At 39.4% G+C, this 26,812-nt stretch carries 22 protein-coding genes and 3 pseudogenes; 14 read left to right on the top strand and 11 right to left on the bottom strand.

Annotated elements, in window-relative coordinates; all coding sequences use genetic code 11:
- A complete protein-coding gene (lpdA, locus tag NSQ94_RS11040) occupies positions 1–1,416 on the top strand; it encodes a dihydrolipoyl dehydrogenase (protein ID WP_066251282.1) in 1,416 nt (471 codons plus the stop codon).
- A gap of 301 nt (positions 1,417–1,717) precedes the next feature.
- Here lpdA and NSQ94_RS11035 read toward each other — a convergent pair whose 3' ends face one another.
- The 3 genes and pseudogenes from NSQ94_RS11035 to istA all read right to left on the bottom strand — a co-directional run.
- On the bottom strand, positions 1,718–2,938 hold the full coding sequence (locus tag NSQ94_RS11035) for an IS110 family transposase (RefSeq protein ID WP_063388609.1): 1,221 nt from the start codon (positions 2,936–2,938) through the stop codon (positions 1,718–1,720).
- Positions 2,939–3,333: 395 nt separating this feature from the next.
- Complete coding sequence (locus NSQ94_RS11030) at positions 3,334–3,708, bottom strand: hypothetical protein (RefSeq protein ID WP_066250224.1); 375 nt, start codon at positions 3,706–3,708, stop codon at positions 3,334–3,336.
- A 446-nt stretch (positions 3,709–4,154) separates the two neighbouring features.
- Positions 4,155–4,925 (bottom strand): annotated as a pseudogene (gene istA, locus NSQ94_RS11025) (IS21 family transposase); the annotation flags it as partial.
- Between the two features lie 247 nt (positions 4,926–5,172).
- Between istA and NSQ94_RS11020 the strand changes: the two are divergent.
- Together NSQ94_RS11020 and NSQ94_RS11015 are read left to right on the top strand one after the other, a co-directional pair.
- Entirely contained in the window at positions 5,173–5,412 is a 240-nt protein-coding gene (locus tag NSQ94_RS11020; protein ID WP_094245637.1) for a helix-turn-helix transcriptional regulator, read from the top strand.
- Positions 5,402–5,754, top strand: a pseudogene (locus tag NSQ94_RS11015) (DUF2178 domain-containing protein). The gene NSQ94_RS11020 and the pseudogene NSQ94_RS11015 overlap by 11 nt, the downstream one beginning before the upstream one ends.
- A 20-nt stretch (positions 5,755–5,774) precedes the next feature.
- On the opposite strand, the gene NSQ94_RS11010 reads toward NSQ94_RS11015, so the two are convergent.
- The gene (locus NSQ94_RS11010; RefSeq protein WP_339230768.1) at positions 5,775–5,927 is read right to left on the bottom strand and encodes a hypothetical protein; all 153 of its coding nucleotides are present in this window, start codon (positions 5,925–5,927) and stop codon (positions 5,775–5,777) included.
- Positions 5,928–6,074: 147 nt separating this feature from the next.
- Between NSQ94_RS11010 and NSQ94_RS11005 the strand changes: the two are divergent.
- From NSQ94_RS11005 to NSQ94_RS10995, 3 genes and pseudogenes are all read left to right on the top strand, one after another.
- Positions 6,075–7,140 (top strand): annotated as a pseudogene (locus NSQ94_RS11005) (IS110 family transposase); the annotation flags it as partial.
- Positions 7,141–7,720: 580 nt separating this feature from the next.
- Complete coding sequence (locus tag NSQ94_RS11000) at positions 7,721–8,110, top strand: hypothetical protein (RefSeq protein WP_339229067.1); 390 nt, start codon at positions 7,721–7,723, stop codon at positions 8,108–8,110.
- A gap of 147 nt (positions 8,111–8,257) precedes the next feature.
- A complete protein-coding gene (locus tag NSQ94_RS10995; protein WP_339229065.1) occupies positions 8,258–8,389 on the top strand; it encodes a GapA-binding peptide SR1P in 132 nt (43 codons plus the stop codon).
- 736 nt (positions 8,390–9,125) lie between these two features.
- Here the strand turns inward: NSQ94_RS10995 and NSQ94_RS10990 are convergent.
- Both NSQ94_RS10990 and NSQ94_RS10985 read right to left on the bottom strand, forming a co-directional pair.
- Positions 9,126–10,055, bottom strand: coding sequence for a DMT family transporter (locus tag NSQ94_RS10990; protein WP_130158511.1), 930 nt, complete (start codon positions 10,053–10,055; stop codon positions 9,126–9,128).
- A gap of 173 nt (positions 10,056–10,228) precedes the next feature.
- Complete coding sequence (locus NSQ94_RS10985) at positions 10,229–11,701, bottom strand: aminotransferase class I/II-fold pyridoxal phosphate-dependent enzyme (RefSeq protein WP_339229062.1); 1,473 nt, start codon at positions 11,699–11,701, stop codon at positions 10,229–10,231.
- 197 nt (positions 11,702–11,898) lie between these two features.
- Between NSQ94_RS10985 and NSQ94_RS10980 the strand changes: the two genes are divergently transcribed.
- On the top strand, positions 11,899–12,864 hold the full coding sequence (locus NSQ94_RS10980) for a nitronate monooxygenase family protein (protein ID WP_339211398.1): 966 nt from the start codon (positions 11,899–11,901) through the stop codon (positions 12,862–12,864).
- A gap of 50 nt (positions 12,865–12,914) precedes the next feature.
- Here the strand turns inward: NSQ94_RS10980 and NSQ94_RS10975 are convergent, their stop codons facing one another.
- Positions 12,915–13,550, bottom strand: coding sequence for a DUF1054 domain-containing protein (locus tag NSQ94_RS10975; RefSeq protein WP_339211399.1), 636 nt, complete (start codon positions 13,548–13,550; stop codon positions 12,915–12,917).
- Between the two features lie 163 nt (positions 13,551–13,713).
- On the opposite strand from NSQ94_RS10975, the gene NSQ94_RS10970 reads away from it, so the two are divergent.
- Positions 13,714–14,508 (top strand): inositol monophosphatase family protein, encoded by a 795-nt coding sequence (locus tag NSQ94_RS10970; RefSeq protein WP_339229060.1) that lies wholly within the window; start codon positions 13,714–13,716, stop codon positions 14,506–14,508.
- Positions 14,509–14,974: 466 nt separating this feature from the next.
- Here the strand turns inward: NSQ94_RS10970 and NSQ94_RS10965 are convergent, their stop codons facing one another.
- The gene (locus NSQ94_RS10965; RefSeq protein WP_094245651.1) at positions 14,975–15,160 is read right to left on the bottom strand and encodes a DUF5325 family protein; all 186 of its coding nucleotides are present in this window, start codon (positions 15,158–15,160) and stop codon (positions 14,975–14,977) included.
- A 149-nt stretch (positions 15,161–15,309) separates the two neighbouring features.
- On the opposite strand from NSQ94_RS10965, the gene typA reads away from it, so the two are divergent.
- Together typA and NSQ94_RS10955 are read left to right on the top strand one after the other, a co-directional pair.
- Entirely contained in the window at positions 15,310–17,148 is a 1,839-nt protein-coding gene (gene typA, locus NSQ94_RS10960) for a translational GTPase TypA (RefSeq protein WP_094245652.1), read from the top strand.
- Positions 17,149–17,171: 23 nt separating this feature from the next.
- Positions 17,172–17,492 carry a YlaH-like family protein gene (locus NSQ94_RS10955; RefSeq protein ID WP_339229058.1) on the top strand — a complete coding sequence of 107 codons (321 nt, stop codon included), beginning with the start codon at positions 17,172–17,174 and terminating at the stop codon, positions 17,490–17,492.
- An 87-nt stretch (positions 17,493–17,579) separates the two neighbouring features.
- Here NSQ94_RS10955 and NSQ94_RS10950 read toward each other — a convergent pair whose 3' ends face one another.
- Together NSQ94_RS10950 and NSQ94_RS10945 are read right to left on the bottom strand one after the other, a co-directional pair.
- The gene (locus tag NSQ94_RS10950) at positions 17,580–17,780 is read right to left on the bottom strand and encodes a YlaI family protein (RefSeq protein ID WP_063389656.1); all 201 of its coding nucleotides are present in this window, start codon (positions 17,778–17,780) and stop codon (positions 17,580–17,582) included.
- A gap of 553 nt (positions 17,781–18,333) precedes the next feature.
- Positions 18,334–18,933, bottom strand: coding sequence for a YhcN/YlaJ family sporulation lipoprotein (locus NSQ94_RS10945; RefSeq protein ID WP_339229055.1), 600 nt, complete (start codon positions 18,931–18,933; stop codon positions 18,334–18,336).
- 271 nt (positions 18,934–19,204) lie between these two features.
- On the opposite strand from NSQ94_RS10945, the gene NSQ94_RS10940 reads away from it, so the two are divergent.
- On the top strand, positions 19,205–20,533 hold the full coding sequence (locus NSQ94_RS10940) for a PhoH family protein (RefSeq protein ID WP_066250245.1): 1,329 nt from the start codon (positions 19,205–19,207) through the stop codon (positions 20,531–20,533).
- A gap of 273 nt (positions 20,534–20,806) precedes the next feature.
- Here NSQ94_RS10940 and NSQ94_RS10935 read toward each other — a convergent pair whose 3' ends face one another.
- Positions 20,807–21,304, bottom strand: coding sequence for a peptidyl-prolyl cis-trans isomerase (locus NSQ94_RS10935; RefSeq protein ID WP_327859241.1), 498 nt, complete (start codon positions 21,302–21,304; stop codon positions 20,807–20,809).
- 280 nt (positions 21,305–21,584) lie between these two features.
- Between NSQ94_RS10935 and NSQ94_RS10930 the strand changes: the two genes are divergently transcribed.
- The 3 genes from NSQ94_RS10930 to pyc all read left to right on the top strand — a co-directional run bounded on the left by NSQ94_RS10930 (position 21,585) and on the right by pyc (position 26,782).
- Positions 21,585–21,869 (top strand): YlaN family protein, encoded by a 285-nt coding sequence (locus NSQ94_RS10930; protein ID WP_063389660.1) that lies wholly within the window; start codon positions 21,585–21,587, stop codon positions 21,867–21,869.
- Between the two features lie 227 nt (positions 21,870–22,096).
- Positions 22,097–23,269, top strand: a complete 1,173-nt coding sequence (locus tag NSQ94_RS10925; protein ID WP_066250250.1) for an FtsW/RodA/SpoVE family cell cycle protein — start codon at positions 22,097–22,099, stop codon at positions 23,267–23,269.
- 69 nt (positions 23,270–23,338) lie between these two features.
- A complete protein-coding gene (gene pyc, locus NSQ94_RS10920) occupies positions 23,339–26,782 on the top strand; it encodes a pyruvate carboxylase (RefSeq protein WP_063389662.1) in 3,444 nt (1,147 codons plus the stop codon).
- Positions 26,783–26,812 lie beyond the last annotated feature (30 nt).

Here is a 26,812-nt window from a genome sequence, read left to right as displayed (position 1 = left end):
ATGGTAGTAGGAGATTTCCCGATTGAAACTGACACTCTCGTCATAGGAGCTGGTCCCGGCGGCTATGTGGCTGCAATAAGAGCTGCGCAATTAGGGCAAAAAGTTACGATCGTTGAAAAAGGATCTCTTGGCGGCGTCTGCCTCAATGTTGGATGTATTCCTTCTAAAGCATTAATTAGTGCAGGACACCGTTATGTAGAGGCTAAAGAATCAGAAGATATAGGAATAAAAGCTGAAAATGTAACACTAGACTTTTCTAAAGTGCAAGCTTGGAAAGAAAGTGTCGTCAAAAAACTTACAGGCGGTGTTGAAGGCCTTTTAAAAGGAAATAAAGTTGAAATTGTAAAAGGCGAAGCATATTTTGTTGATCGCAACACCGTCAGAATCATAAACGAAAATTCAGCTCAAACGTATAAATTTAAAAATGCAATCATTGCAACTGGCTCCCGTCCAATTGAAATTCCAAGCATTAAATTTTCTGAGCGAGTCATTGACTCAACAGGAGCGTTGTCCCTGCAAGAAGTTCCGAAAAAAATGGTTATCATTGGCGGGGGAGTCATTGGCATAGAGCTTGGAACTGCTTATGCGAATTTCGGCACTGAAATTGTGATTATTGAAGGAGACAAAGAAATTCTTCCAGGATTTGAAAAACAAATGACAGCTCTTGTAAAAAGAGCGTTGAAGAAAAAAGGAAATGTCGAAATTCATACTAGCGCACTTGCAAAAGGTGTTGAAGAAACAAAAGACGGAGTAAAAGTGACATTTGAAGCGAAAGGAAAAGAGCAAGTAGTGGAAGCGGACTATTGTTTAGTTACAGTAGGACGCAAACCAAACACTGATGAACTTGGTCTCGAACAAGTCGGAGTAGAAATCGATGAAAAAGGCTACATTAAAATTGACAAACAGTGCCGGACAAATATTTCAAATATTTATGCTATTGGAGACATCGTTCCAGGACCTTCACTTGCTCATAAAGCTTCATATGAAGGGAAAATTGCTGCAGAAGCGATTTCTGGAAAACCTTCTGAAATCGATTATAACGGAATTCCTGTCATTGTCTTCTCAGAACCTGAGTTGGCTTCTGTCGGATATACGGAACAACAGGCTAAAGACGAAGGAATTGACATTGTGGCAGCTAAGTTTCCATTTGCAGCAAACGGTCGCGCATTGTCATTAAATGCAACCGATGGATTTGTAAAATTGATTACACGAAAAGAAGACGGCCTTGTTATTGGGGCTCAAATCGCAGGTGTCAGCGCATCAGATATGATTGCTGAACTTGGACTTGCGATTGAAGCAGGCATGACGGCAGAAGATATTGCCTTGACGATTCATGGCCACCCGACATTAGGAGAAATTGCAATGGAAGCTGCCGAACTTGCACTTGGAACACCGATTCATATTATAAATAAGTAATGCAGCCCAAAGGGGCAGTCTAATAAGTCGTTTTTTCGGCTTATTGACTGCCCCTTTTAATGTTATAGAAACGTTGATATATCGGTGTTTATGATTATTTGTTTTCAATGGGGATTTGACTTTTTGGACAACACCTTCTTACCTCTAGTCAAGTATTTTTTATTAAATAATTTGGTTAATATAGATTTTATTTTGGAAGGAAGGGGGACCCCTTCCTTCCAAAATAAATTTTCGCATGACAAATAGACCTCACGATTTCCATTTTTTTCGTCAGGTCTTTGTGATATAATCTTACTTACGATTACTGATGCATTGTTGCCTTTTCGTAATCGTATTTCAGATTATGTGTGATAAGGTGATAAGCCGATTTCAAGAACTTATTCACGCATGCTATGGACGCAACTTTATGAGGTTTCCTCTGGGGTTGCGTTTTTAATTTATCATAATAATCTACAATATGATTTTGTGTGTTTTTCCGTAGTTGGATCATGGTCTGGATCATGTAAAATAGAATCTTTCTAAGTTTGTTATTTCCTCTTTTATTAATCTTGTCTTTATAAAAGGTATTCCCAGATTGATATCTCATAATATCAATACCGACGTAAGCATTCAGTTGTTTATGGTTTTTGAATCGTCGAATATCTCCTAATTCTCCAATTAAACGAACTGCAGTCGTTTCTCCGATTCCTGGAAATGAAATTAAAATCTGATACTCTTGTTTATCTTTCGATAATTTAACCATCTTTTGGACAAGTTGATCTCTTTTCTCCTTCAAGTCTGCAATCCGTTTGGCATAATCCCGCACTTGTTCACAGCGAATATCATCTTTTGAAATTGCTGGATACGCTTCTTTTGCTGCTTCGATTAAAGCGATCCCTTTTTCTTCAGCACGTGCCAATGATAAGTTTTTTCTTGTGTTGGCTTTTAAACGATTACGAATCACTGTTTTTGAACAAACTAACACATGATCCGGATGAGGGTATAATTGAACGACATTCAAAAATAAAGCAGAACGTTTACTGAATAGCTTTTCTAACTCGGGAAAACTCAATTGTAGAATCGCATGTAAACGACTATATAAATGCGTCATTTCACTACTTAATTCATCATAATATCTCGTCATTGCACGCATTTGTTTATAATATTCCCCTTCTTGATAAGTTTGTTCACGTTCAACTCTAAAGTGAGTTTTCGCAAGTTCATGAGCGTCGCTTTTATCTGTTTTTTGTCTCCTCATTGAAGCCATTTGAATATTCGCTTCGAGTGGGTTAACTCGATAATACATATAACCTTGATCACCTAAGAATCGTTCTAGTGGTTTTGAATATACGCCTGTTGCTTCAAAGACAATATCAGGTGCCTGTGCATCTTTTTGTGTTAAAGATATAAGGGTTTCGTTTAATTTCTCGAAAGAGTAGCGGTTATGGGTTATTTCACCCTCATATTCGCATTGACGATAACGGTCATAAATGACCATTGTACTTTTCCCCATACTGACATCAAATGCCACTACGTGTTTCATATTTTCTGCCTCTCCTTTTTAGCCAAACATAGAAGTTCTTCACATTGCCTTATTGATTCCATTTTCTTATACACGGTCTCTTCGGACCCAACATACTAAACTGATTCAAATAAGGATGTGAAGTTGGTCTGTTTTTAATACGGACTCTATTTGGTCCCAGGGGATGTTCGACCTTCCTTCACTTCTACTATAAAAAAATAGTAGCACAAACCTTGGCCTAGGTCTGTACTACTAATGTTAGTATGTTTTTTATGATGAAAAATAAATGATGGAACAATTCTCTCACTGTTGTGAAAGTTTTTTCACAAAAATATGTTGTGCAGAGATTTTGAGCACAAATCCTATTTAGCTAAAGAATCTTCTCAGCGCTTAATTACCTCAAACCGACATTCTCATTATTCGGAAAGCACTTCTGAGACCGGCTCTACAATTTCATCTTTTGTTGAAACTGATCCTTTAATATGCAAAATGATGCCGTCATGATCCATCACGATAATGGAAGGATATGTTTTAATATTAAACCGCTTAGATTCAGGGTTATCAGCTTGGTAGATCATCATATTGTCCATTTCCTCTGGAAATTGTTTTTTTAAATCTAATAAAGCATCGTAGTAAATTGATTCTTTTTCCATCATTTTTTGGTCGGTAAAAAAAAGAATTTGTTTTTTGTCGGAGCTTGAAATCGAGTGATCGTCTTTCGGATCAGCAATACAAGATGACAATAGAAGCAGTACGGCAACGGTATAGGTATAAGCAATAAATTTCACCATTGTCCTACCTCTTTCGTTTAAAGAAAACTGGTAAAATGTGTTCATTTTTTCTTAACGCCATTTTAACATATTCGATTCCGTCACTTTTGAATGTTATGCAAATGTTACAAAAATAAAATATTATTTAAACAAATTAAAAAATTCAAATCGTGTACGAGAAGTATGATATCTAGAGCGAATGTTTGAGTTGTTGGGTTGTAGACTTTAGATGCACGTTATGGATCATACTCAGCAATGAATCATGTAAATGCAAATGATCATAAAGATATATAGGCCATTTGAAAGCTACTTTGAACCAAAAAAATGTCCCCATCCCCATATAAAACATTTCCTTGTTTAATTAAAAACTTTTTTCGCATAGATTTCATTGATATGGCCAAAGGATTCCAGATAGTAATTTTTCCTTTTGTGGAATATATTCGGAAGAGTGAGCAGCAAAGACTTTCCATTTCTTCTTTCATCCAAGTCGCTAATTGCGGAAAACTTTCCATTATTGGTTCCGTTGTAAACAAATTATTCCTTGTATAACCAACTTTCTTTTCCACATTGCCTTTCTCATGTCCACTAGACGGGTTACACGGTTGAACTTCAAAGCCATAGTGACATTTAAATCTAATAAAAGAGTCAGTGTATGTTCGCTTGTCCCCTTTACCAATTGAAATAACTGCTGCAGCTAAGTTATCAATTCTTAAATAGGTTGGAACTCCCCCCGCCTGATGAAACAGTTGTTTTAATCCTTCTAGGAAACATTCCGTATTTTCACTTGGAAGAGGGTAGGAAAATCCCGCGTTACTCTGTGGAAAACTCATGACAAGTGCCTTTATATCCTTATAGGCTCCATCTTTTACAACAGTCATGTTACCGAAATCCACTTGTGCTTCTCCAGGAGGGTGCTCTAAACGCTCATAACTTTCAATATTTGCAGCTTTAATTTGCGGTCTCCGGTATTGAATATACTCGCACACAGTCCGATAAGATCCCCTAAACCCATGTTCATCTCTAAGCTGTTCATATATTTTCTTATTGGTTCTTCTTTCTTTTCTCTTAAGTTTCATGTCCTCCTCAAGCCAATAATCTACGATTTCTCCGTACCCCTCCTCATACATCATTCCTCTTTTCCTAAAGGTAAGAGTTTCTTCAAAACTTTCTCCATCTGCGTATTTCTTAACTGTCCTCCAATTACGGCCAGTCTTTCTTGCAATTTCATTTATTGACAAATCTTCTTTCTCTCATAAATGTTTGATATAATTAACTTCAGGCATTGCTAGCATCCTTTCATTTCCTCCCACTGTTAAGATCGCTCAATCTATACAGTAGGAGTTATTTTAGGGGCTGGCAAGCCTTTTTATTTTGTGCAGACTCTGTACTTTTTCTCTGCAATTCTGTGTACTTCTGTTTTGTCATATAAAGTTTACTTTACTTTTGTAAAAGTTAGTTTATAATTTGATTCAAGAGGTGATGGTCATGAAGAGGGATTTTGGTGATTCGATATCAAATAGGGTTTATGAATACCGTGTACTTGCCAGAATGTCTCAGCAAGAATTAGCAGATAAAGTCGGGGTTTCCAAACAAACCATCTACGTAATGGAAAAAGGAAATTATGTTCCGACTTTGCTGTTAGCTTTTCGAATTGCCAATTTTTTTAATGTTGATGTAAACGATATTTTTACTTATGTGAAAGGAGATGATCAAAATGAAAATTGAGTCTATATCAGAAATATCAAATAAAATCTTTTATCCCTTAAAAACCTGGGCGGAAGAATCAACTGGTAATTGGAATATGCTTATTGGTATCGGTATTGTATTGCTTTTAGTCGGAGGGATTCTGACATACGTATTTCAAAAAAAATGGGTAAGGCTGACGAAAGAACAAATCAAATAAATTTAAAAAGTGCCCTCATAATGTTAGGTGGAGTAATTTTTTGCGACGTGATTTTCCCGAAAGAATATATGTGGCAAATTTTCTTCTTATTTAAATATTCTCTTGCATTCTTCGCATCAGCAATCTATCTAGCCGTTCGATATAAAAAAGATTTTTTAAACTAGGCTTCCTGCTTCTCGGACACTCATGCCAACAGTCGCTCAAAACCGGTTATGTTGTTTTCAAAGATCAGTCGCTTGCCAAATTCATAGCCGCGGTCATCGACGGCCCTGGCAACGTGTTTTTCCTTTGCAATGTCAATTCCGACAACCAATGTTTCCGGTGTGATTTTCTTCAACTTCTTATTGCGGTTATAATTCGAGTCCTCCTTGGTTTTCTAATTTCGGAGTCGATACATTGACATCCTGTACTATACCAAGAAGGCTCATTTTTGTTCAAACCTCAAATTTCTTCATTACAGGAATGCTCCTATTTAGTTCTTAAAAAAACACATGTCATCCTCGGTTGCGAACCGACCGGACACTACTGGTTCAATCTTGCGTATTACGCGAGAGCCAAGGAAATCCCGTTCGTCGTCGTGAATCCGATGTATGTAAAAAAGCCAAAGAGCTGGATGACAACTCACCGGCCAAAACGGATACGAAAGATGCCTACGTCATCGACCAAATGATCAAAGACGGCCGATACGCCGTACCAAGCTTGCAGGAAGGCGTCTATGCCGAACTGCGCGAAGGCCTTAAAATTTGCGATCAGCTGTCCAATGATCTGCAAATCACCGAGGGGCGAATTGACAACTGGCTGGATCGTTATTTTCCAGAATTCCGTACCGTTTTTAAAGACTTGGATGGCAAAACAGCATTGTATACACTCACCCATTTTCCACTGCCGGACGAGATCACAGCCATGTCGGCGAGCAGTGGAAACTGATCGTCAAGCGGGGCGTTGGCATCAAAAAGGCAAACGAACTGCGACAAGCCGCCGAGCGTTCGGTCGGATTGACCGTCGGAACACAAATGGCCAAACGCGAAATCCAAAGTCTATTGAAACAGTATGAGCACCTTCAAGAAAGTATTGCCGACATCGATGAAGAGATTGAGCAGTTGGTCAAACCGATTCCAGGAGCCAAAGAAATGATCGCAATGAAGGGTGTCAGTGTGCTGACTGTGGCGACCTTCTTCGGTGAGATTGGAGACATCGCGGGCTATGAGCACCCGCGTCAAATCCAAAACCTTGCTGGGCTGACCTTAATCTTGCATCAATCCGGGAAATTCAAAGGGCAGACTAAAATCACCAAGCGTGGGCGAAAAAGACTGCGTAAAGCCTTATACCTTGTTGTTCGTCCGCTGGTGGTGCATAACCCGGCCTTTAAAGCCCTGCACCAGTACTACACGACGCGGCCGGATCACCCGCTCAAAAAACAAGAATCGCTCATCGCCCTAAGCTGTAAACTGATTCGTGTGTTTTATACCATGGCCACCAAACGTTTCCAGTTTGACTGTGAAAAATTGCTTCAAGACATGCCTCAACTCTCGATGCAGGAAGCCGCCTAAAGGTAAAAGGCAAGTCACAACAAAGTCGTTCGACCCCTAAGGACATGGGAACACAATCGAAGCGCAGAGCCGAACCGTATTAATTCCATTAGGGTATAGACCCCGCATAGGAGCATTTTCGGCCTCCACCTCATGGACACGCCGGACGCAGGAATGTGAGGAAATGAACCCGCGAGACATGGGAGGGTAAGCGGCCATGAATCGTGTGGGGAAAGAAAACGCGCGATCAAAAAATATTCTGAAAACTCCTCTAGAGGAGTTTTAGATAGCCGCCCTCCAATGCATCGGAAAATTCCGAAAGAGGGGGTTCTTGCCAAGGCACATGAGGAAACTTCGAACAAATGACCATGAAATTGTGAGAATGAACGAGAATGTTGGAGAAAATCATTTATTTCTAGAGGGAGGTCATTCATGAAAAAATAAAGGTTGTATTTATCTTTCTCTTAACTTTTTTAATAATTTTTCCATCTTTGCAAATGGAACAAGCAAAAGCTGCACCTAGAATTGATTATTTAGACTGGCACACTATGGAATTTATACGGCTGGAGTGTTCAGAGTAGACGGGCGAATTGCTTTTTGTATGGATCACTATAAGGGTAGTCCTCCGACTGGTTCTTCATACAAAGCAGGCGATATTTATAGAAATGAAAGTGTCCGAGCGATATTGTATTACGGCGCAGGAGGTCAGGAGCCTGTTGTTGAGATGTATGATTCGGGTATTGTTGCTACTTCTCTAGCCCTTGATTCCGTTGTAAATGGAAATCATAGTAGTGGACGTAATTCTATTCCTGGATACAAAGAATTAATGGCTCATGCAAACGCTAAAGATGCACCATCAACTGATGCTTATTTTAGTAAAAATTCTCTCAATAGCAGTGTTTCAGGGAATAGACAAGTTTCTGAATTCAAGCAGATTCAAGAAATTTCATTAAAATTCCTGTTCCTCAAAATGTCATCCTTCATATTGTAGGGGAAGGTAGTTATATGCAAAAAAAAATAAATGTGTTATACAATTTTCTGCTTGACGAATATAATGTGACATATTAATATATAACTATCAGGTCATTTTGTCTCCACTTTATTCTTTATGACGCTATATGGAAAAGGGGAATACAGGATGGGAACAATTGTCTGTCAAGACTGCAATTCAACAATTCATTTCTTTGATGATGAAAAAGTTACGGTATTGTATGGTAAATGCAACAATTGCTGTACAGAAAAGAATCGTATAAAAAGCAATCATCAATAACATATTGAATAACACGTGTAACAAAGGGGTTTAAGATAAATGGGCTGTCTTTAAGGCAGCTTTTTTTTTATGTAAAGCAAATGCTGGTGATCTTAATGGAATGGATGCTTGCAGGATTGTGATTGAGAGCTAAGACAGAAAAACATCGTTTGAATTCATTTTTTATCAATTCACCTTTGTCTTTTTCAGTAAGTACGGTCATTGCGGTTTTTAAGTGTTAAAACGACAGCGATGCGGTTTGTAAAGATTGATGAAACATATACCAAATGTCACTTGTGCATAAAAGGTTGGATGAAAAATTTATTGGAGTTACGACAAATTTCGCAGCCAATATTGGAACTGGCAGCAATTCGATATAGCGAAGTTTGTTATCGATGTCTTTTCAATAAAAGTATAAAAAGTGGTGTCTATTCCATTCATTAGGCGGTAAAATGTAGCTAAAGGACTTTTGTGAAAGGAGCTTTACAATGGAGGTAATGGCAGCAAGCGTCTTTTCGGCAATTATTATATTTATTACTGTCTTTTCTATGATAAGGGTATTCATCATCGCTTTTAAGAGGAAAGAAATATCGCTTCGGAAGTTCATCATCTTCACCATATCTTCAATTGTTACAGGTTTAATTATTGCTTCCGTTTTACCGTTTGTTTATCAAAAAATATTTCATTACTTCTATTAACTGTTTTTTTAATGAAAGACCTTCCCCACGAAGCAGGAAGGCCGTCGTCCATATTTTAGTTATGTATTAGCACTTTTTACAGAAGCATTCGTAGTCAATTCCTTATTTGAAAGTCCTTTATTTTTCAAAAACATACTGACTCCAATTAAAGATAGCGCTCCGCCAATCATTTGGGAAATAGATGTAGCTTCTCCTAAAAATAAGTATGCTAATATAATTGCCCCTATTGGTTCACCTAAAATACTCATTGAAATTGTCGTAGCATCCAAATATTTTAAAAGCCAATTAAATAATGCGTGACCAAAAATATTGGGGACTAGTGCTAGAAGTACAAATATGCCCCAATCATGAACTGAATAATGAATCAGCGGGATCTCGTAACTAAGATTGTAAATCAATAATACAAATCCACCTATAAAGAACACGCAAAAACTATATATTGATGTTGGAATTTTTTTGCATAATACTTGTCCAAAAAGCATATGAATGGCTACTGCTAACGTTCCTGCTAATGAAAGGAAATCTCCATATAATGCTTTTGTAGAAAGATTAATATCTCCCCATGCAATAATGATTGAACCGCTAACAGCTATAAAAATACTCACAATCCCAATAAGGTTTGTTCTCTCTTTAAAAATAAAATAAGCTCCGATCATAACAAATACAGGCTCTAATGTCGTTATAATCATTGAACTTGCTACTGTTGTATATCTAAGGGAATCCATCCAAAATAAGAAATGAAAACCTAGGAAGATTCCAGATAAAAGTAGTTGAATCCAATCCTTCCATTGAATGTTAATAGCTCCTGTTTTGATTTTCTTCCAAGGGAGAAACGGCAGCATAACGATCACCGTAAAAAGCAGTCTATACATTCCTAATATAGATGCAGGCGCATCAGACCATTTAACAAAAATAGAAGAAAATGAAATAGAAATAACACCAATTAGTAAAATAAAAATAGGCGGAACGGGAAATTGATATTCTTTCATTGTTGTCGCTCCTTTTAAAAGAATTGAATATTATTATAAATTAAATACGGTAATGGTTTTAGCCATTACCGCAGCAAAATTATTTTATGATCGATCTTCAGCAAAATTTGGTTTCATCCGTTTTTCGACTTGTCCTCGAATGTATGGATTTATAAAGCTTCTTCAGCGATTTCTCATTTAATCGGTTTATGCTCTTTAATAACGCGAATGTAGGAAAGAGTTGGATCTTCTGTACCTTGAACAGGCAGGCCGGCATCTAAATTTTTTCGGATGTAATGTAAATTTTCTTTAGTGATGATTTCTCCTGGTATGAAAATCGGTATGCCCGGTGGGTACACCATGACAAATTCTGCAATAATGCGTCCGACAGATTGTTCAAAAGGCACCATTTCCGTCTCTGCATAAAAAGCATCTCTAGGTGTCAGCGCCAAAACAGGAATATCGGGCAGAAGGACAGAGACTTCCGCTTGCTTGTTTGCCTGATGGGAAAATTCTTTTGACAAAGCACGAAGCGCTTTTATTAAAAGTGATGTTTCATATTCTGTATCACCGGGCGTGATCAGACAGAGCAGATTGTACAGATCGGAAAGCTCCACTTCAATGTTGTAATGTTCTCTTAACCACAGCTCTGCATCATATCCCGTTATGCCTAGTTCCTTCACAGAAATAATTAATTTTGTCGGATCATAATCATACGTTGCATTCGTTCCCAAAATTTCTTCTCCTACACAATATAGATGATCAATTTTGTTAATTTCACTTCTTGTCTGATTCGCCAATTGAATCGTTTGCTCTAATAATTCATAGCCCTTCGTTGCCAGCTGCTTTCGAGCTGCATCCAGTGATGCAAGAAGCAAATAGGATGTCGATGTCGTAGTCAGCATGCTTAAAATCGATTGAACACGGTCAGGAGACACAAGACCTTCCCGAACATTTAAAATAGAGCTTTGCGTCATCGATCCTCCCAACTTATGAACGCTAGTTGCCGCCATATCTGCCCCTGCCTGCATGGCGGATAATGGCAGCTTGTCATGAAAATGAATGTGGACGCCGTGCGCTTCGTCTACAAGAACAGGGACATTATATGAATGAGCAATATTTACGATTTGTTTTAAATCAGCTGAGATTCCGAAATACGTTGGATTAATGACTAAAAGCCCTTTTGCATCAGGATATTGCTGAAGAGCTTTTTCAACTGATTCTGTCGTTATTCCGTGAGAAATGCCGAGGTTTTTATCCACTTCAGGATGTATAAAAACGGGGGAAGCCCCTGAAAAAATGATTGCTGACATGACCGATTTATGAACATTTCTTGGAACAATAATTTTATCTCCAGGTCCGCAAACCGACAGGACCATTGTCATAATGGCTCCGCTCGTACCTTGTACCGAGAAAAAGGTGTGATCGGCCCCGAAAGCTTCAGCAGCCAATTTTTGTGCTTCTTTAATAATTCCTTTTGGCGAATGAAGATCATCCAAAGGACCGATATTAATTAAGTCCATCGCGAGAGCATTATGTCCGATAAATTCTCGGAATTTTGGCTCCATTCCGGCTCCTTTTTTATGGCCGGGAATGTGAAATTGAATTGGATTTTTTTGAATATGTTCTAAAAGACCTGTAAACAATGGTGTATCATGCTGTGACAATTTTCCTTTTCACCTACTTTTTAAAGGTTCCCCAAAATTAAAAACAAATGAAATTATAGCACTTTCCTATAAAACCTGCAAAAGGCACTGAATATGGTTTTGAAAATCTTTGTGCTTCTCTTTGTTTGAGCTACGTTTTAATAAAGAAGGAATTTAATGCGTGGAAAAAGAATAATACGAAATGGGGAGGGGTAAACATGGTATTTTCAACAAAAATTACCGAATTGCTAGGAATTAAATATCCGATCATTCAAGGGGGACTTGCTTATTTAGCGTATTCAGAATTAGCAAGTGCAGTAAGCAATGCAGGAGGGCTCGGTCAAATCACGGCTATGTCTCTTCCGAATCCAGCTGCGCTTCGAGAGGAAATACGGAAGGTGAAACAAAAAACGGATAAGCCGTTTGGAGTGAACTTCGCCATCGGTCAGCATGGCCGTCCATTTTCCGACATGCTTGATGTGGCGATTGAAGAAAAAGTGCCGGTCATTTCCATCACTGGCGGGAACCCGGCTCCGCTTTTTGACCAATTAAAAGGTGTCGATGTAAAAAAACTAGTTCTCGTTGCGGCAAGAAGACAAGCGGAGAAAGCGGAAGAGCTTGGAGCAGATGCAGTGATGGTCGTCGGACAGGAAGGCGGCGGTCATTTAGGAAAAGACGATATCGGCAATTTCGTATTAATTCCACAAGTAGTGGAAGCTGTCTCCATTCCGGTGATTGCTTCTGGAGGCATTGCGGACGGGAGGGGACTAATGGCAGCATTGGCTCTTGGAGCTGAAGGGATTGAAATGGGAACTCGTTTTATTGCAACGAAGGAATGCGTTCATGCACACCCGTTATATAAAGAAGCAATCGTCAACGGTACTGAACTTGATACCGTCATTATTAAAAGGTCGTTAGGGGCACCAGGTCGGGCGCTTCGAAATAATTGGACCGAAAAAATTTTGGAAATTGAAAGAGAAAGAGGAGATTATGAGTCGCTAAAAGATTTCATTAGTGGAGAAGCGAACAAAAAATATATCTATGAAGGCAAAATCGAGGAAGGATACGCATGGGCCGGTCAATCTGTAGGGCTGGTAAAAAATATTCCGTCCGTTGCGGAACTGTTTGACGAAATCATTGAACAGGCGAAAGAGATAAGGCGGAAATGGTCCAGCATTGCTTAATTGTTTTCAAAAGAAATAATGGTCAGCGATGCAGCGCATCCTGACCATTTTTAAACAGTGCTTTTTTGTGTGATTTGATAAAGTGGCATTAACGTTTTAAACGTCTCGTCAACCTTTTCCAAAAATTGCTCCCTGCTCATGGAGAGAACTTCATTTTTTGGAAGGTTGATGCCGCATAACATTTCTGCTTTTTTCACCGATTGCAGACGTTGAAAAATTCGTTGAAATTCTTCATCAGATAAATTTTTTTGTTTTTCCGCATCTGGTTTTGTATGATCGGCTGACCAGAAATAATCTTCAGGAATTTGCTTTCGGATTTGCTGCCAATTCTGTAGAAATTGTTTTCCGATTTCTTCTTTCACAGGGGATTCATAAATAATGGCAAACCAAACAAAGACGTGTGTGCTCCATAATCCGATTTGAAAATGGGGGAGCTTCTTATAACCCCGTTTACTGTTTGCAAATGCAACCCATGTGTCATTGGGAGGATGAACGGTACGGCGGGCATGTTTTGCTACATGATAAAATATTTCATCTCCCGTCAAAGCAGACAAAGTAGGTGCAAAATGCTGTCCCAGCGCTTCAAGTTTTGGGCGCACCCGTTTTTTTAGCTCATCCATTCTCGCTTCTAAACCGTCTATTTGAAAAACTTCAAAATCTTCCTTCACAAATGGCACAAAATCCATAAAAATCCTCCTTGTATTGTTTGTCCACATTGTAGCACAAACCGACAGAGAAAGAAAAATAATGTGGGTGAAATATTGCAAAGAAAAAGGTGAAAAACTTGATTTTCTCCATTTCTTTACAGTATGCTAAAAAAGGTGATTGAATAGAAAGTGGGTAAGATAGATGAACTGGCATGAAATAGATCAAAAAGCAAAGCAATGGATTTATGAGGCTGGTGAAAGAATTCGCCAATCATTTCAACAAAAGCTGGTCGTTGAAGCGAAATCAAGTCCAAACGATTTAGTGACGAATATTGACCGGGAAGTAGAGCGTTTCTTTTGGGAACATATTCGCAAAACGTTTCCGGAACACAGCATTTTAGGAGAAGAAGGTTCCGGTCATGAATTGAAATCATTGGACGGTATCATTTGGATAATTGATCCGATTGACGGCACAATGAATTTTGTACATCAAAAGCGGAATTTCTGCATTTCGGTTGCTGTTTTTGCGGATGGTGTCGGTCAAATAGGACTGATTTATGATGTCGTCAGAGATGAAATGTACCATGCGATAAGGGGGAACGGCGCCTATTTAAACAAAACGGAGCTTCCGCCGTTACAAAAGAAAACAATAGAAGAATCCATCATCGGCTTGAATGCATCATGGCTGGTGGAAAACAGACGAATTGACCCGGCAATTTTAAGTCCGCTTGTCAAACGTTTAAGAGGAACGAGATCATTTGGTTCAGCCGCTCTTGAATTTGCCTATGTAGCCGCAGGCAAGCTGGACGGCTATATTACAATGAGACTTGCTCCTTGGGATTTTGCGGCAGGTTTAATCCTTGTCGACGAAGTAGGCGGGGTTACGACAACGCTTGACGGAAAACCAGTCGATTTGCTTAAAAAGCAAAGCATTTTCACCGCTAATCAAACCATTCATCAACAAATTATCGAGGAGTATATTAAAGGGAAAATATAAAGCTGCAAATGCTGTTGACAGCTTATAGATCATCATAGCTTGCTAAAAAACAAGCATGAAGAAAGCAGTATAAAAAGTTCTCTTATAAAAATATGAAAGAGTTGGTATTGGTTTGGCAAACTTCACATCGTGATGGCAAGCGAGAAAAATGGAACAAGTGTGGAGCAATTGAAATGTTGTGGCAATCAACGTTTTGTAAATAGGGCTAAAAAATCGGGTCGTTTAAAAATTTACATAAAATGGAGCTTCTTTGTATCCATTCCATTTCAGGCTGGTCTTTTGAAAAAGGCTATTGTAAATGAGTTTTAGCTAAAACCGAACATATTGTGAAACAAAAGATGGGTCTTTTGTAGGTTTGAAAGAAACTAATGCCATGTAATAAAGCCCCTCTATCAGTAGAGGGGACGATCTATGTATCATAAACCGTTTGAAAGTATAAAATGGCCGATGCCGAGATGTAAATTCTTTATAATAATCCTTTCTCTCGCATTTTCTTTTTCTGGGTAAAGCCGAGTCCAAATACAATAATAATTCCAATGATGCTAACAACTACTCCCAACAGGCTGCCAGCCCCTATTGCAAAGCCGACCGACACAATAAGCAGCGCCGCAATGGTGGCGAGAACCCAAAATATCCATTTTCCGTTGCCCATTCCCATCCTCCTTTCATCAATCCAAGACGAAAACCATTAATAGCCTTTAAGCCTCTTTCCATCTTTAGTTTATCGAAAAACGTTCAACGTTTCCACAGTATTTATGGTATAATAGCCTAGGTTCAGTTTAGCAAATAGGAGATGACAGTGTGAAAGTTAGAAACGACTTACGCAATATTGCTATTATCGCGCACGTAGACCATGGGAAAACAACATTGGTTGACCAATTGCTTCGCCAATCAGGAACGTTCAGGGAAAATGAACAAGTGGCGGAGCGTGCTTTAGATTCCAATGACTTGGAGCGCGAGCGCGGAATCACCATCTTAGCCAAAAATACGGCGATTGAATATAAAGGAACGACCATTAATATTTTAGATACGCCTGGTCATGCCGACTTTGGCGGAGAAGTAGAACGAATTATGAAAATGGTCGATGGCGTGCTGCTAGTTGTCGACGCCTATGAGGGCTGCATGCCGCAGACAAGATTTGTTTTGAAAAAAGCGTTGGAACAAAACTTAACACCGATTGTCGTCGTGAACAAAATTGACAGAGAGTTTGCCCGGCCTGAAGAAGTTGTCGATGAAGTGCTTGAGCTGTTTATTGAGCTTGATGCAAACGATGATCAATTAGAATTTCCGGTTATTTATGCTTCGGCCATCAACGGAACGGCAAGCACTGATCCAACTAAACAGGATGAAAATATGGAAGCTCTATTTGATGCGATTATCGAACATATTCCTGCACCTGTTGATAACAGCTCAGAACCCCTTCAATTCCAGGTGGCGCTGCTGGATTACAACGACTATGTTGGGCGGATCGGCATCGGCCGCATTTTTCGCGGAGAGATGAAAGTCGGACAACAAGTCGCATTAATGAAGCTTGACGGAAGTGTGAAGCATTTCCGTGTTACGAAAATGTTTGGATTTAAAGGATTAAAACGATTGGAAATTGAACAGGCAAAAGCTGGTGATCTTGTCGCTGTTTCTGGAATGGAAGACATTAATGTCGGGGAAACGGTTTGTCCAGTTGATCATCAAGAGGCGCTACCTGTTCTTCGGATTGATGAACCGACGCTGCAAATGACGTTTTTAGTTAACAACAGCCCTTTCGCAGGCAGAGAAGGAAAATATGTGACGGCGAGAAAAATCGAAGAAAGGCTGCATGAACAACTGCAAACAGATGTTTCGCTAAGAGTGGAGCCGACGGATTCCCCGGATAAATGGATAGTATCAGGGCGAGGCGAGCTTCATTTATCCATTTTAATTGAAAACATGCGCAGGGAAGGGTATGAGCTGCAAGTTTCGAAGCCTGAAGTAATTGTAAAAGAAATCGATGGAGTACTTTGCGAACCGGTTGAACGGGTGCAGGTGGACGTTCCAGAGGAATACACAGGTCCTGTCATGGAATCATTGGGCGCGCGCAAAGGGGAAATGGTCGACATGATCAATAACGGAAATGGACAAGTCCGCTTGATTTTTATGGTGCCATCGCGCGGATTAATCGGCTACACGACCGAATTTATGTCTTTAACAAGAGGATACGGCATCATAAACCATTCGTTTGACTCGTATCAGCCTATGCAAAAAGGACAAGTTGGCGGAAGGCGTCAAGGGGTTCTTGTTTCAATGGAAACTGGAAAAGCTACCTCTTATGGCATCCAACAGGTCGAAGATCGCGGAACGATTTTCGTTGAACCCGGAACAGACGTATACGCTGGGATGATCGTAGGTGAACATAATCGTGAAAATGACCTTGTTGTAAATATATGTAAAGTAAAACAACAAACAAATATCCGTTCTTCGACGAAAGAACAAACGGTCGGAATGAAAAAAGCTCGGATTATGTCGTTGGAAGAGGCGCTTGAATATTTAAATGATGATGAATATTGTGAAGTCACGCCTCAATCGATTCGTTTAAGAAAGAAAATCTTGGATAAAAACGAGAGGGAAAAAGCAGCGAAAAAGAAAAAACTGTCAAGTCAAAGCTAATGAGTGAAAGGGGGAGGGACGTAGTGACAGAAGAACAAGTAATTGAAAGGCTGTCTTTTTTTGCACGTCTTTTCCGTGTTTATGAGCAGCATGATGTCGGAATGTGGTTTTTGTATATTACCATTCTGATTTTATCAATTATTGTATATAAACTGGGATTTGCTAAGAAGCTCCCGATTTTAAAGTCTGCTATAATCTATTTATTTCTCGCTTTGGGCTGTACGGTGCTGACGTTTTTGGCAATTTTTCTGCCGATTGCAGAAGGATTGGTAGTCGCTGTCCTTATTTTAAGCATATATAAAATTCGGCTTTACTATTCGAAAAAAAATGAAAACAACACATAGCTTTAAAGAAAATCAAAACAGATGTCGGTATGTGCCAGTGCGCACCACCTTCATCTGTTTAACTTTTTTCTGAGTATTTTTCTGTTCTCAAAAAAGCTCATTCCTTTTTCTTTCGCGGTACAAACGGAATTTTCCAGTTGAAAGTCTTTTGTTTGTTTTTTCCGTAATTCGATTATAGCAAGTATTGCACATATATGTATGAATCGGTCTATTCCTCAGCTGTTTTGCCTTCAATGATTCGTCATCAATTGTTTCGATTTTATCGCATAAAACACATTTGACTTTCATCTTGCATCTCACACTTTCTAATCAAATTTTTAAGCTTTGTACAACGTTGTTCGTTTCAGTATCAAAAGGCTTCGATGATAGTTTGGATTGCTTCCAAACAACACGCCTCTATACTCTCTCGCCTCTCGCATAGTATATCACGTTTTGCCTCCGCTCACACAATTTCTTTTGCAACTTTGCAAAAGAATCAAGTCAGCAGCGGCTTTATACGACTTACATACAATACAATTTCTATAAGAAAAAACAGAAAAATAAGCTATTGAGCCACTTTCGAGCATTGCAAAAAACATTGTGAGACAGGTCAATACTCTTTATCCAAACCAAAGCCATTTGCATTTCCGTTCCGACTTGGGATCGTGAATCATCCGGCGATAGTCAAGCTATTATTAAAATGAATAGACATACTGATCTTCAGCCGCGCAGGTCGATAGTGAAACAATGTTTTATGAGTTGTTATTTTATTAAATATGACAAAATATCATCGGATTTTGACTAAAAGGTGTTGAAAGCAATGAAAAACGCTTAAGCTTCGGACTTAAGCGTTTTAATGTCTTTATTGTTGTTTTTGGTTTGATTGATCACGCTGTTCTTTATTCAGCTCTTGATTTTTTGACTTCGGAAGCTGATCTTTTTCATTCATCGGCTGCTTTTGTTGATTGTCTGTCGCGTCACCAGGAAGATCCGGCATCAATCTTCCGACGATTTGAGCGAGCTCATCTAGAATGCCGCCAATGGGCCGGCCGTTTTGAATTTCCTCTCCAATTTGGCGGATTCGTTCATTTGTGTCTGGATCGGCAATAACTACAGCATAAGCCCCGTAAGGATCGTTTTTTAATGATTCTGCAACGGAATACTTAATCGATTCAACTTTTGAACGATCCAGCTTTTTGTCGACATCAATTCCGACGACTGCATAATTTCCAAGAACAACTGCAGTTGCATCATTTACATCTGGAACATTTTCGGCTATTTTTGCCAAGCGGCGGGCGATTTCCTGGCCGGATTTGCGATCAACATTTTCCCGCACGGAATCTTTGACAGTAATTGTTCTTGAATAGTTTTCACTACGATTTTCCTCTCGTGCATTTTCGTTTGTGGAACAACCGTTTAAATATAAGCCGACAAGCAAAATAAACATCAAAAAGCTGCGCATGCTATCACTCCTTTTCTTACAAGTAAGGTGTAAAGTAATCCATTACTTATTTCGTGCTTCCGTCTTTGACGAATAACATTGGTTCTAGTTACAAAACTTATAAAGAAGCCTGAATCTTTCGGAGTTAACTCCCGACTGGATTGTAGAAGACATCGGCTTAGGCAGCATCTTTCTTTATTTATTGTTTAATAAACCTTCTATCTTTATTCATAAAGACATATATTTTAGCTAAGGAAGCCTCCAATAATTTCGGATGAGGGAGGAAGAAAGATTGGGCAAGATATATGTGCTGGATACGAATGTTTTGTTGCAGGATCCGAATTCCATTTTTTCCTTTGATGAGCACGAAGTTGTAATACCTGCCGTTGTTCTTGAAGAGGTGGATTCCAAAAAAAGATATATGGATGAAGTTGGACGAAATGCGCGCCAAGTTTCAAAAATCATTGATCAGTTGAGGGAACAAGGGAAATTGCACGAAAAAATTCCTCTGCCAAACGGCGGATCTTTAAGAATTGAATTAAATCATCGTTCGTTTCATGATCTGCAGGAGATTTTCGTGGAAAAAACAAATGATAACCGAATTTTGGCAGTAGCCAAAAATTTATCATTGGAAGAGCAATCAAAGAAAGATGGAAAATCGGTAATTTTAGTCAGCAAAGATGCTTTAGTGAGAGTGAAAGCAGATGCGATTGGACTTCATACTGAAGATTTTCTGAGTGACCGTGTAGTAGAAATTGACCATATCTATACAGGGTTTCTTGACCTTTACATAAGTATGGAAAACTTAAACCGATTTTATGAGAAAAATGAGCTGCTGCTGTCGGAAATAACCAATCATCCTTTTTATCCGAATCAATTTATTTTGCTGAAGGATGCTTTAGGAGGCAAATCATCTGCCATTGGGATTGTCGATAAAACAGGGAAAAGATTGAAAAAGCTTGTTTTTCAGCATGACCATGTTTGGGGAATTCAGCCGAGAAATGTTCAACAAACGATGGCATTTGAACTATTAATGAGACACGATATTCAGCTCGTGACTTTGATCGGCAAAGCAGGTACAGGAAAAACGCTTTTGGCTTTAGCGGCCGGGCTGATGCAAACAGAAGACATGGAATCATATAAAAAGCTTCTTGTCGCCAGACCAATTGTTCCAATGGGAAAAGATATCGGTTTTTTGCCGGGAGAAAAAGAAGAAAAACTGAGGCCTTGGATGCAGCCAATATGGGATAATTTAGAATATTTATTTAATACGAAAAAAGCTGGCGAGCTTGATGCGATTTTAGCAGGTATGAATTCGATCGAGGTGGAGGCGCTGACTTATATTCGCGGCAGGAGCATCCCGGAACAATTTATCATCATCGATGAAGCGCAAAATTTGACGAAACATGAAGTGAAGACGATTTTAACAAGAGTTGGCGAAAAAAGCAAAATTGTGTTGATGGGGGATCCAGGACAAATTGATCATCCTTATTTAGATGAATATAACAATGGGTTGACCTATGTAGTGGAAAAATTTAAAGATCAAGCAATTGCCGGGCATGTAAAATTACTGAAAGGCGAACGATCCCAATTGGCGCAAATAGCAGCAGATTTGTTATGAAAAAGTGAGATGCTGTAGTTTCAAAAGCCTCAGGGGTCAGAGATAAAAGTGTGAGCTTTGCAGAAGCTGATTTATCTTAAGCTCTTTGCAGCATCCAAAAAGATTTTTTGCGCTAACATTTGCGATTCTGCTCAAATTGTGAGCAATGGAAAAAAAGGGATTGTCCAGAAAGTCAAATCGCCATTGGTAATAAACACCGATATATCAACGTTTCTAAAACATTAATGGGGGCGTCAATAAGCCGTAAAACGACTTATTAGACACCCCCAAAAATTATTTTACGATTATTGCTCTCACCTTTTTAATTGGATCATGGCGGTTCGAGCCATCTCCGTAAATGATGTGGACAGGGCCGTCTTCTTTTAGCGGTTTTCCTTCCTTGCTGAATGCCAAAATGCATTCTTCTGCTTTTTCAATCGGCATTTCGACTTCGCCGTTTTCGGTTTCAAAAACGACCGTTTTGGCGTTCGTTAACGGTTCAGCATTTGATAAAAACGGTTTAAGCGGCATGCCGAAAGTCCCGGTAAGCACCTTTTCTTTTTCAAATTTTTGTTCCGTTTTTAAAGTAGGCGGAAATACAGCTCCCTCCTGAATCTCCCGTTGCCATTGATTTGCTGTTTTTTGCACATAGTCCTCTTCTATGTTTTCCTCTTTGCGGCCTTGATCAAAATATGTATTTAAATCAATGCGGCGGTCATCAAAGATCCAAACACCTGGGTCCAAAGTAATTGGAAATTTTACATTCCCTTTTATTTGAATAATATCGCTCATGAGCATCCCTCCACGTTAAAGTATAAGCGCTTTTATGGATTTTGTCACATTCCGTTGCCCATTTCAGTTCAAAAAGGCGACAGTCAGGCGGCTGAGTCCAGACGCGGCAAATCAATCAGACGAATTCTTCTAGCATTTTTTTGGAAGGTTCATACATATATATGAACAACTTTAAAATTATTAGGGAAGGAGGGTGCGTGTTTCCTTGCAATTTTCCTTTATAACATTTAATATTAATAGATAGAATAGGGATTCCTTAATGGGGAACGGAGGGATTCAGATGGCATCATTTGAAATGGTTCTTAGTCACCGGGAAAAGGCTCTTTCGCTTTTAAAGGCGGATGCAGATAAAATCATGAAATTGATTAAAGTACAAATGGACAATTTGACAATGCCTCAATGTCCTCTTTATGAAGAGGTTTTAGATACGCAAATGTTCGGATTATCTCGGGAAATTGACTTTGCTGTCAGACTAGGCCTGATTGAAGAACGCGAGGGAAAAGCTCTGCTTGATGAGCTTGAGCGTGAGCTGTCAGCTCTGCACGAGGCATTTGTACGAAAATAAAAAGCTTGCTCAAACCGGTAAAAAAAAGGTTTGGGCTTTTATTTTATCTTTTCCATTTCTCATATCGACCTTCCACAATAGGTGTTCCTTCGCAATTTTTATTTTGCCATTGAGAAAATGAATTGTTCAAAGTATAATAGAAAATAAATTTTCTTTACACTTATGAAAACAATGACTGTGTATTTATTTTGCAACAAGAAGAGCAGCAAGTCGTAAGGAAGATGAACATGTTGAAACGAATTTTAAAATCATATGATTATTCGCTTATTTTAGCAGTTTTCTTATTATGCGGTTTCGGCTTGGTCATGGTGTACAGTTCAAGTATGATCATGGCAGTCACGAGGTATTATACGGAAAGCGATTATTTTTTTCGCAAGCAATTGTCCTCGCTCCTGCTTGCAACGATAGCTTTTCTAGTTATGATGTTTTTTCCGTACCGCGCTCTGCTGAACGGAAAATTTATAAGAATTTTGTTTTTTGGATCGATTGCTGTTCTCGGGCTGTTATTTATTTTTGGACATGTTGCCGGCGGTTCGCAAAGCTGGTTTAAAGTTGCCGGAAGAGCCATTCAGCCGGGAGAATTTGTCAAGCTTTCCGCCATTATTTATTTATCAGCTGTATACGAAAAAAAGCAATCGTACATATGGCACTTTGGAAAGGGAGCATTGCCTCCGGTAATCTTTACCGTATTGATTTGCGTTTTTGTTATGCTTCAGCCTGACATTGGGACATCATTCATTATTGGAATGATTGCCTTGTCTATTATTTTATGTTCAGGTATGGGCATCAAAAACATGTTAAAGTTAGTATTGCTTGCTTTATTTTTCTTATTGCTGCTAAGTCCGCTCATTTTATTTAAGGCCGATGATATTTTTAGTAAAGAACGTCTTTCCCGCTTTACAGGGTATACGGATCCATTTGAACATGAAGACGGAGCAGGCTATCAGCTCGTCAATTCATATATTGCGATCGGATCCGGAGGTCTTACTGGACTGGGGCTGGGGGAAAGCGTGCAAAAATACGGATATTTGCCGGAAGCGCACACTGATTTTATTATGGCCGTTGTAGCGGAAGAGCTAGGTATTTTCGGTGTATTATTTGTTCTTACGCTTTTGGCGTTTATCGTTTTAAAAGGCCTCTATATTGCAAGAAAATGCACCGACCCGTTTGGTACATTGATTGCCGTAGGAGTTTCAAGCATGATCGCCATTCAAACGGCCGTCAACTTGGGAGGAGTGACAGGACTGATCCCGATCACTGGTGTTACATTGCCGTTTGTCAGTTATGGAGGCTCATCGTTATTAGTACTATTAATATCGATGGGATTGTTAGTGAATGTTTCAATGTTTGTCAATTACCGGGAGCAATATAAAAAAGAAAAAGAAATTGCAAGCATGTAATCGTTCCGCCATATGCTGCTCTAATTTTATTTTCTTGAAAATCTAATATACACTGCAAGGGGGATTTATATGACGAACAGAAAAATTGAAAAAATCTTAGTAGCAAACCGTGGAGAAATCGCGATTCGGGTATTTCGAGCTTGCAATGAATTGAATATCCGAACCGTTGCAATTTATTCCAGGGAAGATTCAGGTTCTTATCATCGATATAAAGCAGATGAAGCTTATTTAGTTGGCGAAGGAAAAAAACCGATCGAAGCATATCTCGATATTGACGGTATCATTGAAATTGCAAAAGCTCATGACGTGGATGCTATTCATCCCGGATACGGTTTTTTATCTGAAAATATCGAATTTGCTAGAAAATGCGAAGAAGCCGGAATCATTTTTATCGGCCCTAGAACAGAGCACTTAGATATGTTTGGCGATAAAGTGAAAGCTAGACATCAGGCGGAAAAGGCCGGAATTCCAGTCATTCCAGGCAGCAACGGTCCAGTCAAAAGCTTGGATGAAGTGATTCAGTTTGGTGAAGAATACGGGTATCCGTTTATCATTAAAGCTGCTCTTGGCGGCGGAGGCCGGGGTATGCGCATAGTCCGTTCAAAGGCTGGAGTAAAGGATTCTTATGAACGAGCTAAATCGGAAGCAAAAGCTGCATTCGGAAGCGACGAAGTGTATGTAGAAAAGCTGATCGAAAATCCGAAGCATATTGAAGTGCAAATCATTGGTGACCACGATGGAAACATTGTTCATCTTTATGAGAGGGACTGTTCTGTCCAACGTCGTCATCAAAAAGTCGTGGAAGTTGCTCCAAGCGTTTCTTTAAAGCAGGAATTAAGGGATAAAATTTGCGAAGCGGCTGTACGGTTAATGAAAAATGTCAACTATGTCAATGCAGGTACGGTGGAATTTTTAGTTTCCGGCGATGACTTTTATTTCATCGAAGTAAATCCGCGTGTTCAAGTAGAACATACGATTACTGAAATGATTACAGGGATAGATATCGTTCAAACACAAATTCTTGTGGCAGAAGGCCACTCAATTCACAGCCCGGAAGTTGGAATTCCAAGACAGGAAGACATTAAAACATGGGGATATGCTATTCAAGCAAGGGTGACGACGGAAGATCCGCTGAACAATTTCATGCCGGACACTGGAAAAATTATGGCGTATCGTTCCGGAGGCGGCTTTGGCGTTCGATTGGATACCGGAAACAGCTTCCAAGGCGCTGTTATTACACCTTATTATGATTCATTGCTTGTAAAAGTATCGACATGGGCGCTATCGTTTGAGCAAGCTGCCAGAAAAATGATTCGAAATTTAAGAGAATTTCGAGTTCGCGGAATAAAAACAAATATTCCTTTTTTGGAAAATGTCATTAAACATGAGAAATTTTTATCTGGAGAATATGATACGTCCTTTATTGATTCATCACCTGAGCTGTTCGTTTTCCCGAAACAACGAGATCGGGGAACAAAAATGCTCACATATATTGGGAATGTGACGGTGAACGGTTTTCCAGGCATCGGGAAAAAGAAAAAACCAGTATTTGATGAGCCACCAATTCCGCACGTAAAATTATCGGAGCCTATTCCAGAAGGAACGAAACAAATTTTAGAGAAAGAAGGAGTCGACGGCCTTGTTAAATGGGTAAAAGAACAAAAACAAGTGCTGTTGACGGATACGACTTTCCGAGATGCTCATCAATCATTGCTGGCAACTCGCGTGCGTACAAATGATATTAAAAAGATTGCTGAACCTACTGCGAGATTGCTTCCAAACCTGTTTTCGCTTGAGATGTGGGGAGGAGCAACGTTTGATGTTGCCTATCGCTTTTTAAAAGAAGATCCGTGGGAAAGACTTCAAATTGTCAGAAAGCATGTGCCAAACTTGCTTCTGCAAATGCTTTTGCGCGCATCGAATGCTGTCGGATATAAAAACTATCCAGATAATGTAATTAAAGAATTTGTCGAAAGATCAGCGGAAGCAGGCATTGATGTGTTCAGAATCTTTGACAGCTTAAACTGGGTAAAAGGGATGACCCTTGCCATCGATGCCGTCCGTAAAACCGGAAAAATTGCCGAAGCAGCCATCTGTTATACAGGGGATATTCTCGATCCAACAAGAAGAAAATATGATTTGAATTATTACAAACAGATGGCAAAAGAATTGGAAGCATCAGGTGCACAAATTTTAGGCATTAAAGATATGGCAGGACTGTTGAAGCCACAGGCGGCATATGAGCTTATTTCAGTGTTAAAAGAAACGGTCGATCTGCCAATTCATTTGCATACACATGATACGAGCGGAAACGGCATATACACATATGCCAAAGCGATCGAAGCAGGAGTCGATATTATAGATACGGCGTTGAGCTCAATGGCCGGTTTAACTTCTCAGCCAAGTGCCAATTCTTTATATTATGCGCTTGAAGGTTCGGAAAGAAGACCGAATGTTAACATTCAATCATTGGAAAAGCTGTCTCAATATTGGGAAGAAGTTCGCAAATATTATCAAGACTTTGAAAGCGGCATGAAAGCTCCTCATTCAGAAGTTTATGTACATGAAATGCCTGGCGGACAATACAGCAATTTGCAGCAGCAGGCGAAGGCTGTAGGTTTGGGTGACCGCTGGGAGGAAGTGAAAGAAATGTACAGCCGCGTCAACCAAATGTTTGGCGATATTGTCAAAGTAACTCCGTCATCAAAAGTTGTTGGTGACATGGCGCTCTTTATGGTTCAGAACAATTTAACGGAAGAAGACGTATATGAGCGTGGAGAATCGCTTGACTTCCCAGATTCAGTCATTGAATTTTTTGCCGGATATCTCGGCCAGCCGTACGGAGGCTTTCCGAAAGAGCTCCAGCGCGTGATTTTAAAAGGCCGTGAGCCGATTACAGTTAGACCTGGGGAGCTATTGGAGCCGGTTAATTTCCAAGCATTAAAAGAAGAACTGGAGCAGCTGCTCCATCGTGAGCCGACGCCTTACGAGACGATTGCTTATGCACTGTATCCAAAAGTGTTCACGGAATATTTGAAAACATATGAACAATATGGAAACATTTCTGTTTTAGATACACCGACATTCTTCTACGGAATGCGTTTAGGCGAAGAAATTGAAGTGGAAATAGAAAAAGGAAAAACGCTGATTGTGAAGCTAGTTTCCATTGGCCAACCGCAGCCTGATGGAACGCGGATCGTGTACTTTGAATTAAACGGCCAGCCGCGTGAGGTTGTCATTAAAGACGAGAGCATCAAATCAACTGTTCAGCAAAGAGTCAAAGCAGATCCGCAAAACCCTGAACATATTGGAGCGTCTATGCCTGGAACAGTAATTAAAGTCTTGGTAGAAAAAGGCGAAAAAGTAAATAAGGGCGATCATTTAATGATCACTGAATCAATGAAAATGGAAACGACTGTTCAAGCTCCATTTGCAGGTGTTATTAAAGATATTTATGTGAAGAGCGGAGAAGCTATTCAAACAGGTGATTTGTTAATCGAAATCACTAAATAATAAATTTTGTGCCAGCCATTTTTGGCTGGT

Origin of the sequence: Aeribacillus sp. FSL K6-2833, from assembly GCF_037965815.1 — a bacterium.
Lineage (GTDB): Bacteria > Bacillota > Bacilli > Bacillales > Aeribacillaceae > Aeribacillus > Aeribacillus composti.
This window is presented reverse-complemented; position numbering and strand designations above follow the sequence as displayed.

What these genes read in the sequence shown, in the direction of transcription:
- lpdA (WP_066251282.1), top strand. Translation starts at nt 1, where the DNA reads ATGGTAGTAGGAGATTTCCCGATTGAAACTGACACTCTCGTCATAGGA.
- NSQ94_RS11035 (WP_063388609.1), bottom strand. Translation starts at nt 2,938, where the DNA reads ATGAAACACGTAGTGGCATTTGATGTCAGTATGGGGAAAAGTACAATG.
- NSQ94_RS11030 (WP_066250224.1), bottom strand. Translation starts at nt 3,708, where the DNA reads ATGGTGAAATTTATTGCTTATACCTATACCGTTGCCGTACTGCTTCTA.
- NSQ94_RS11020 (WP_094245637.1), top strand. Translation starts at nt 5,173, where the DNA reads ATGAAGAGGGATTTTGGTGATTCGATATCAAATAGGGTTTATGAATAC.
- NSQ94_RS11000 (WP_339229067.1), top strand. Translation starts at nt 7,721, where the DNA reads ATGGATCACTATAAGGGTAGTCCTCCGACTGGTTCTTCATACAAAGCA.
- NSQ94_RS10995 (WP_339229065.1), top strand. Translation starts at nt 8,258, where the DNA reads ATGGGAACAATTGTCTGTCAAGACTGCAATTCAACAATTCATTTCTTT.
- NSQ94_RS10990 (WP_130158511.1), bottom strand. Translation starts at nt 10,055, where the DNA reads ATGAAAGAATATCAATTTCCCGTTCCGCCTATTTTTATTTTACTAATT.
- NSQ94_RS10980 (WP_339211398.1), top strand. Translation starts at nt 11,899, where the DNA reads ATGGTATTTTCAACAAAAATTACCGAATTGCTAGGAATTAAATATCCG.
- NSQ94_RS10975 (WP_339211399.1), bottom strand. Translation starts at nt 13,550, where the DNA reads ATGGATTTTGTGCCATTTGTGAAGGAAGATTTTGAAGTTTTTCAAATA.
- NSQ94_RS10970 (WP_339229060.1), top strand. Translation starts at nt 13,714, where the DNA reads ATGAACTGGCATGAAATAGATCAAAAAGCAAAGCAATGGATTTATGAG.
- NSQ94_RS10965 (WP_094245651.1), bottom strand. Translation starts at nt 15,160, where the DNA reads ATGGGCAACGGAAAATGGATATTTTGGGTTCTCGCCACCATTGCGGCG.
- NSQ94_RS10950 (WP_063389656.1), bottom strand. Translation starts at nt 17,780, where the DNA reads ATGAAAGTCAAATGTGTTTTATGCGATAAAATCGAAACAATTGATGAC.
- NSQ94_RS10945 (WP_339229055.1), bottom strand. Translation starts at nt 18,933, where the DNA reads ATGCGCAGCTTTTTGATGTTTATTTTGCTTGTCGGCTTATATTTAAAC.
- NSQ94_RS10935 (WP_327859241.1), bottom strand. Translation starts at nt 21,304, where the DNA reads ATGAGCGATATTATTCAAATAAAAGGGAATGTAAAATTTCCAATTACT.
- NSQ94_RS10930 (WP_063389660.1), top strand. Translation starts at nt 21,585, where the DNA reads ATGGCATCATTTGAAATGGTTCTTAGTCACCGGGAAAAGGCTCTTTCG.
- NSQ94_RS10925 (WP_066250250.1), top strand. Translation starts at nt 22,097, where the DNA reads ATGTTGAAACGAATTTTAAAATCATATGATTATTCGCTTATTTTAGCA.
- pyc (WP_063389662.1), top strand. Translation starts at nt 23,339, where the DNA reads ATGACGAACAGAAAAATTGAAAAAATCTTAGTAGCAAACCGTGGAGAA.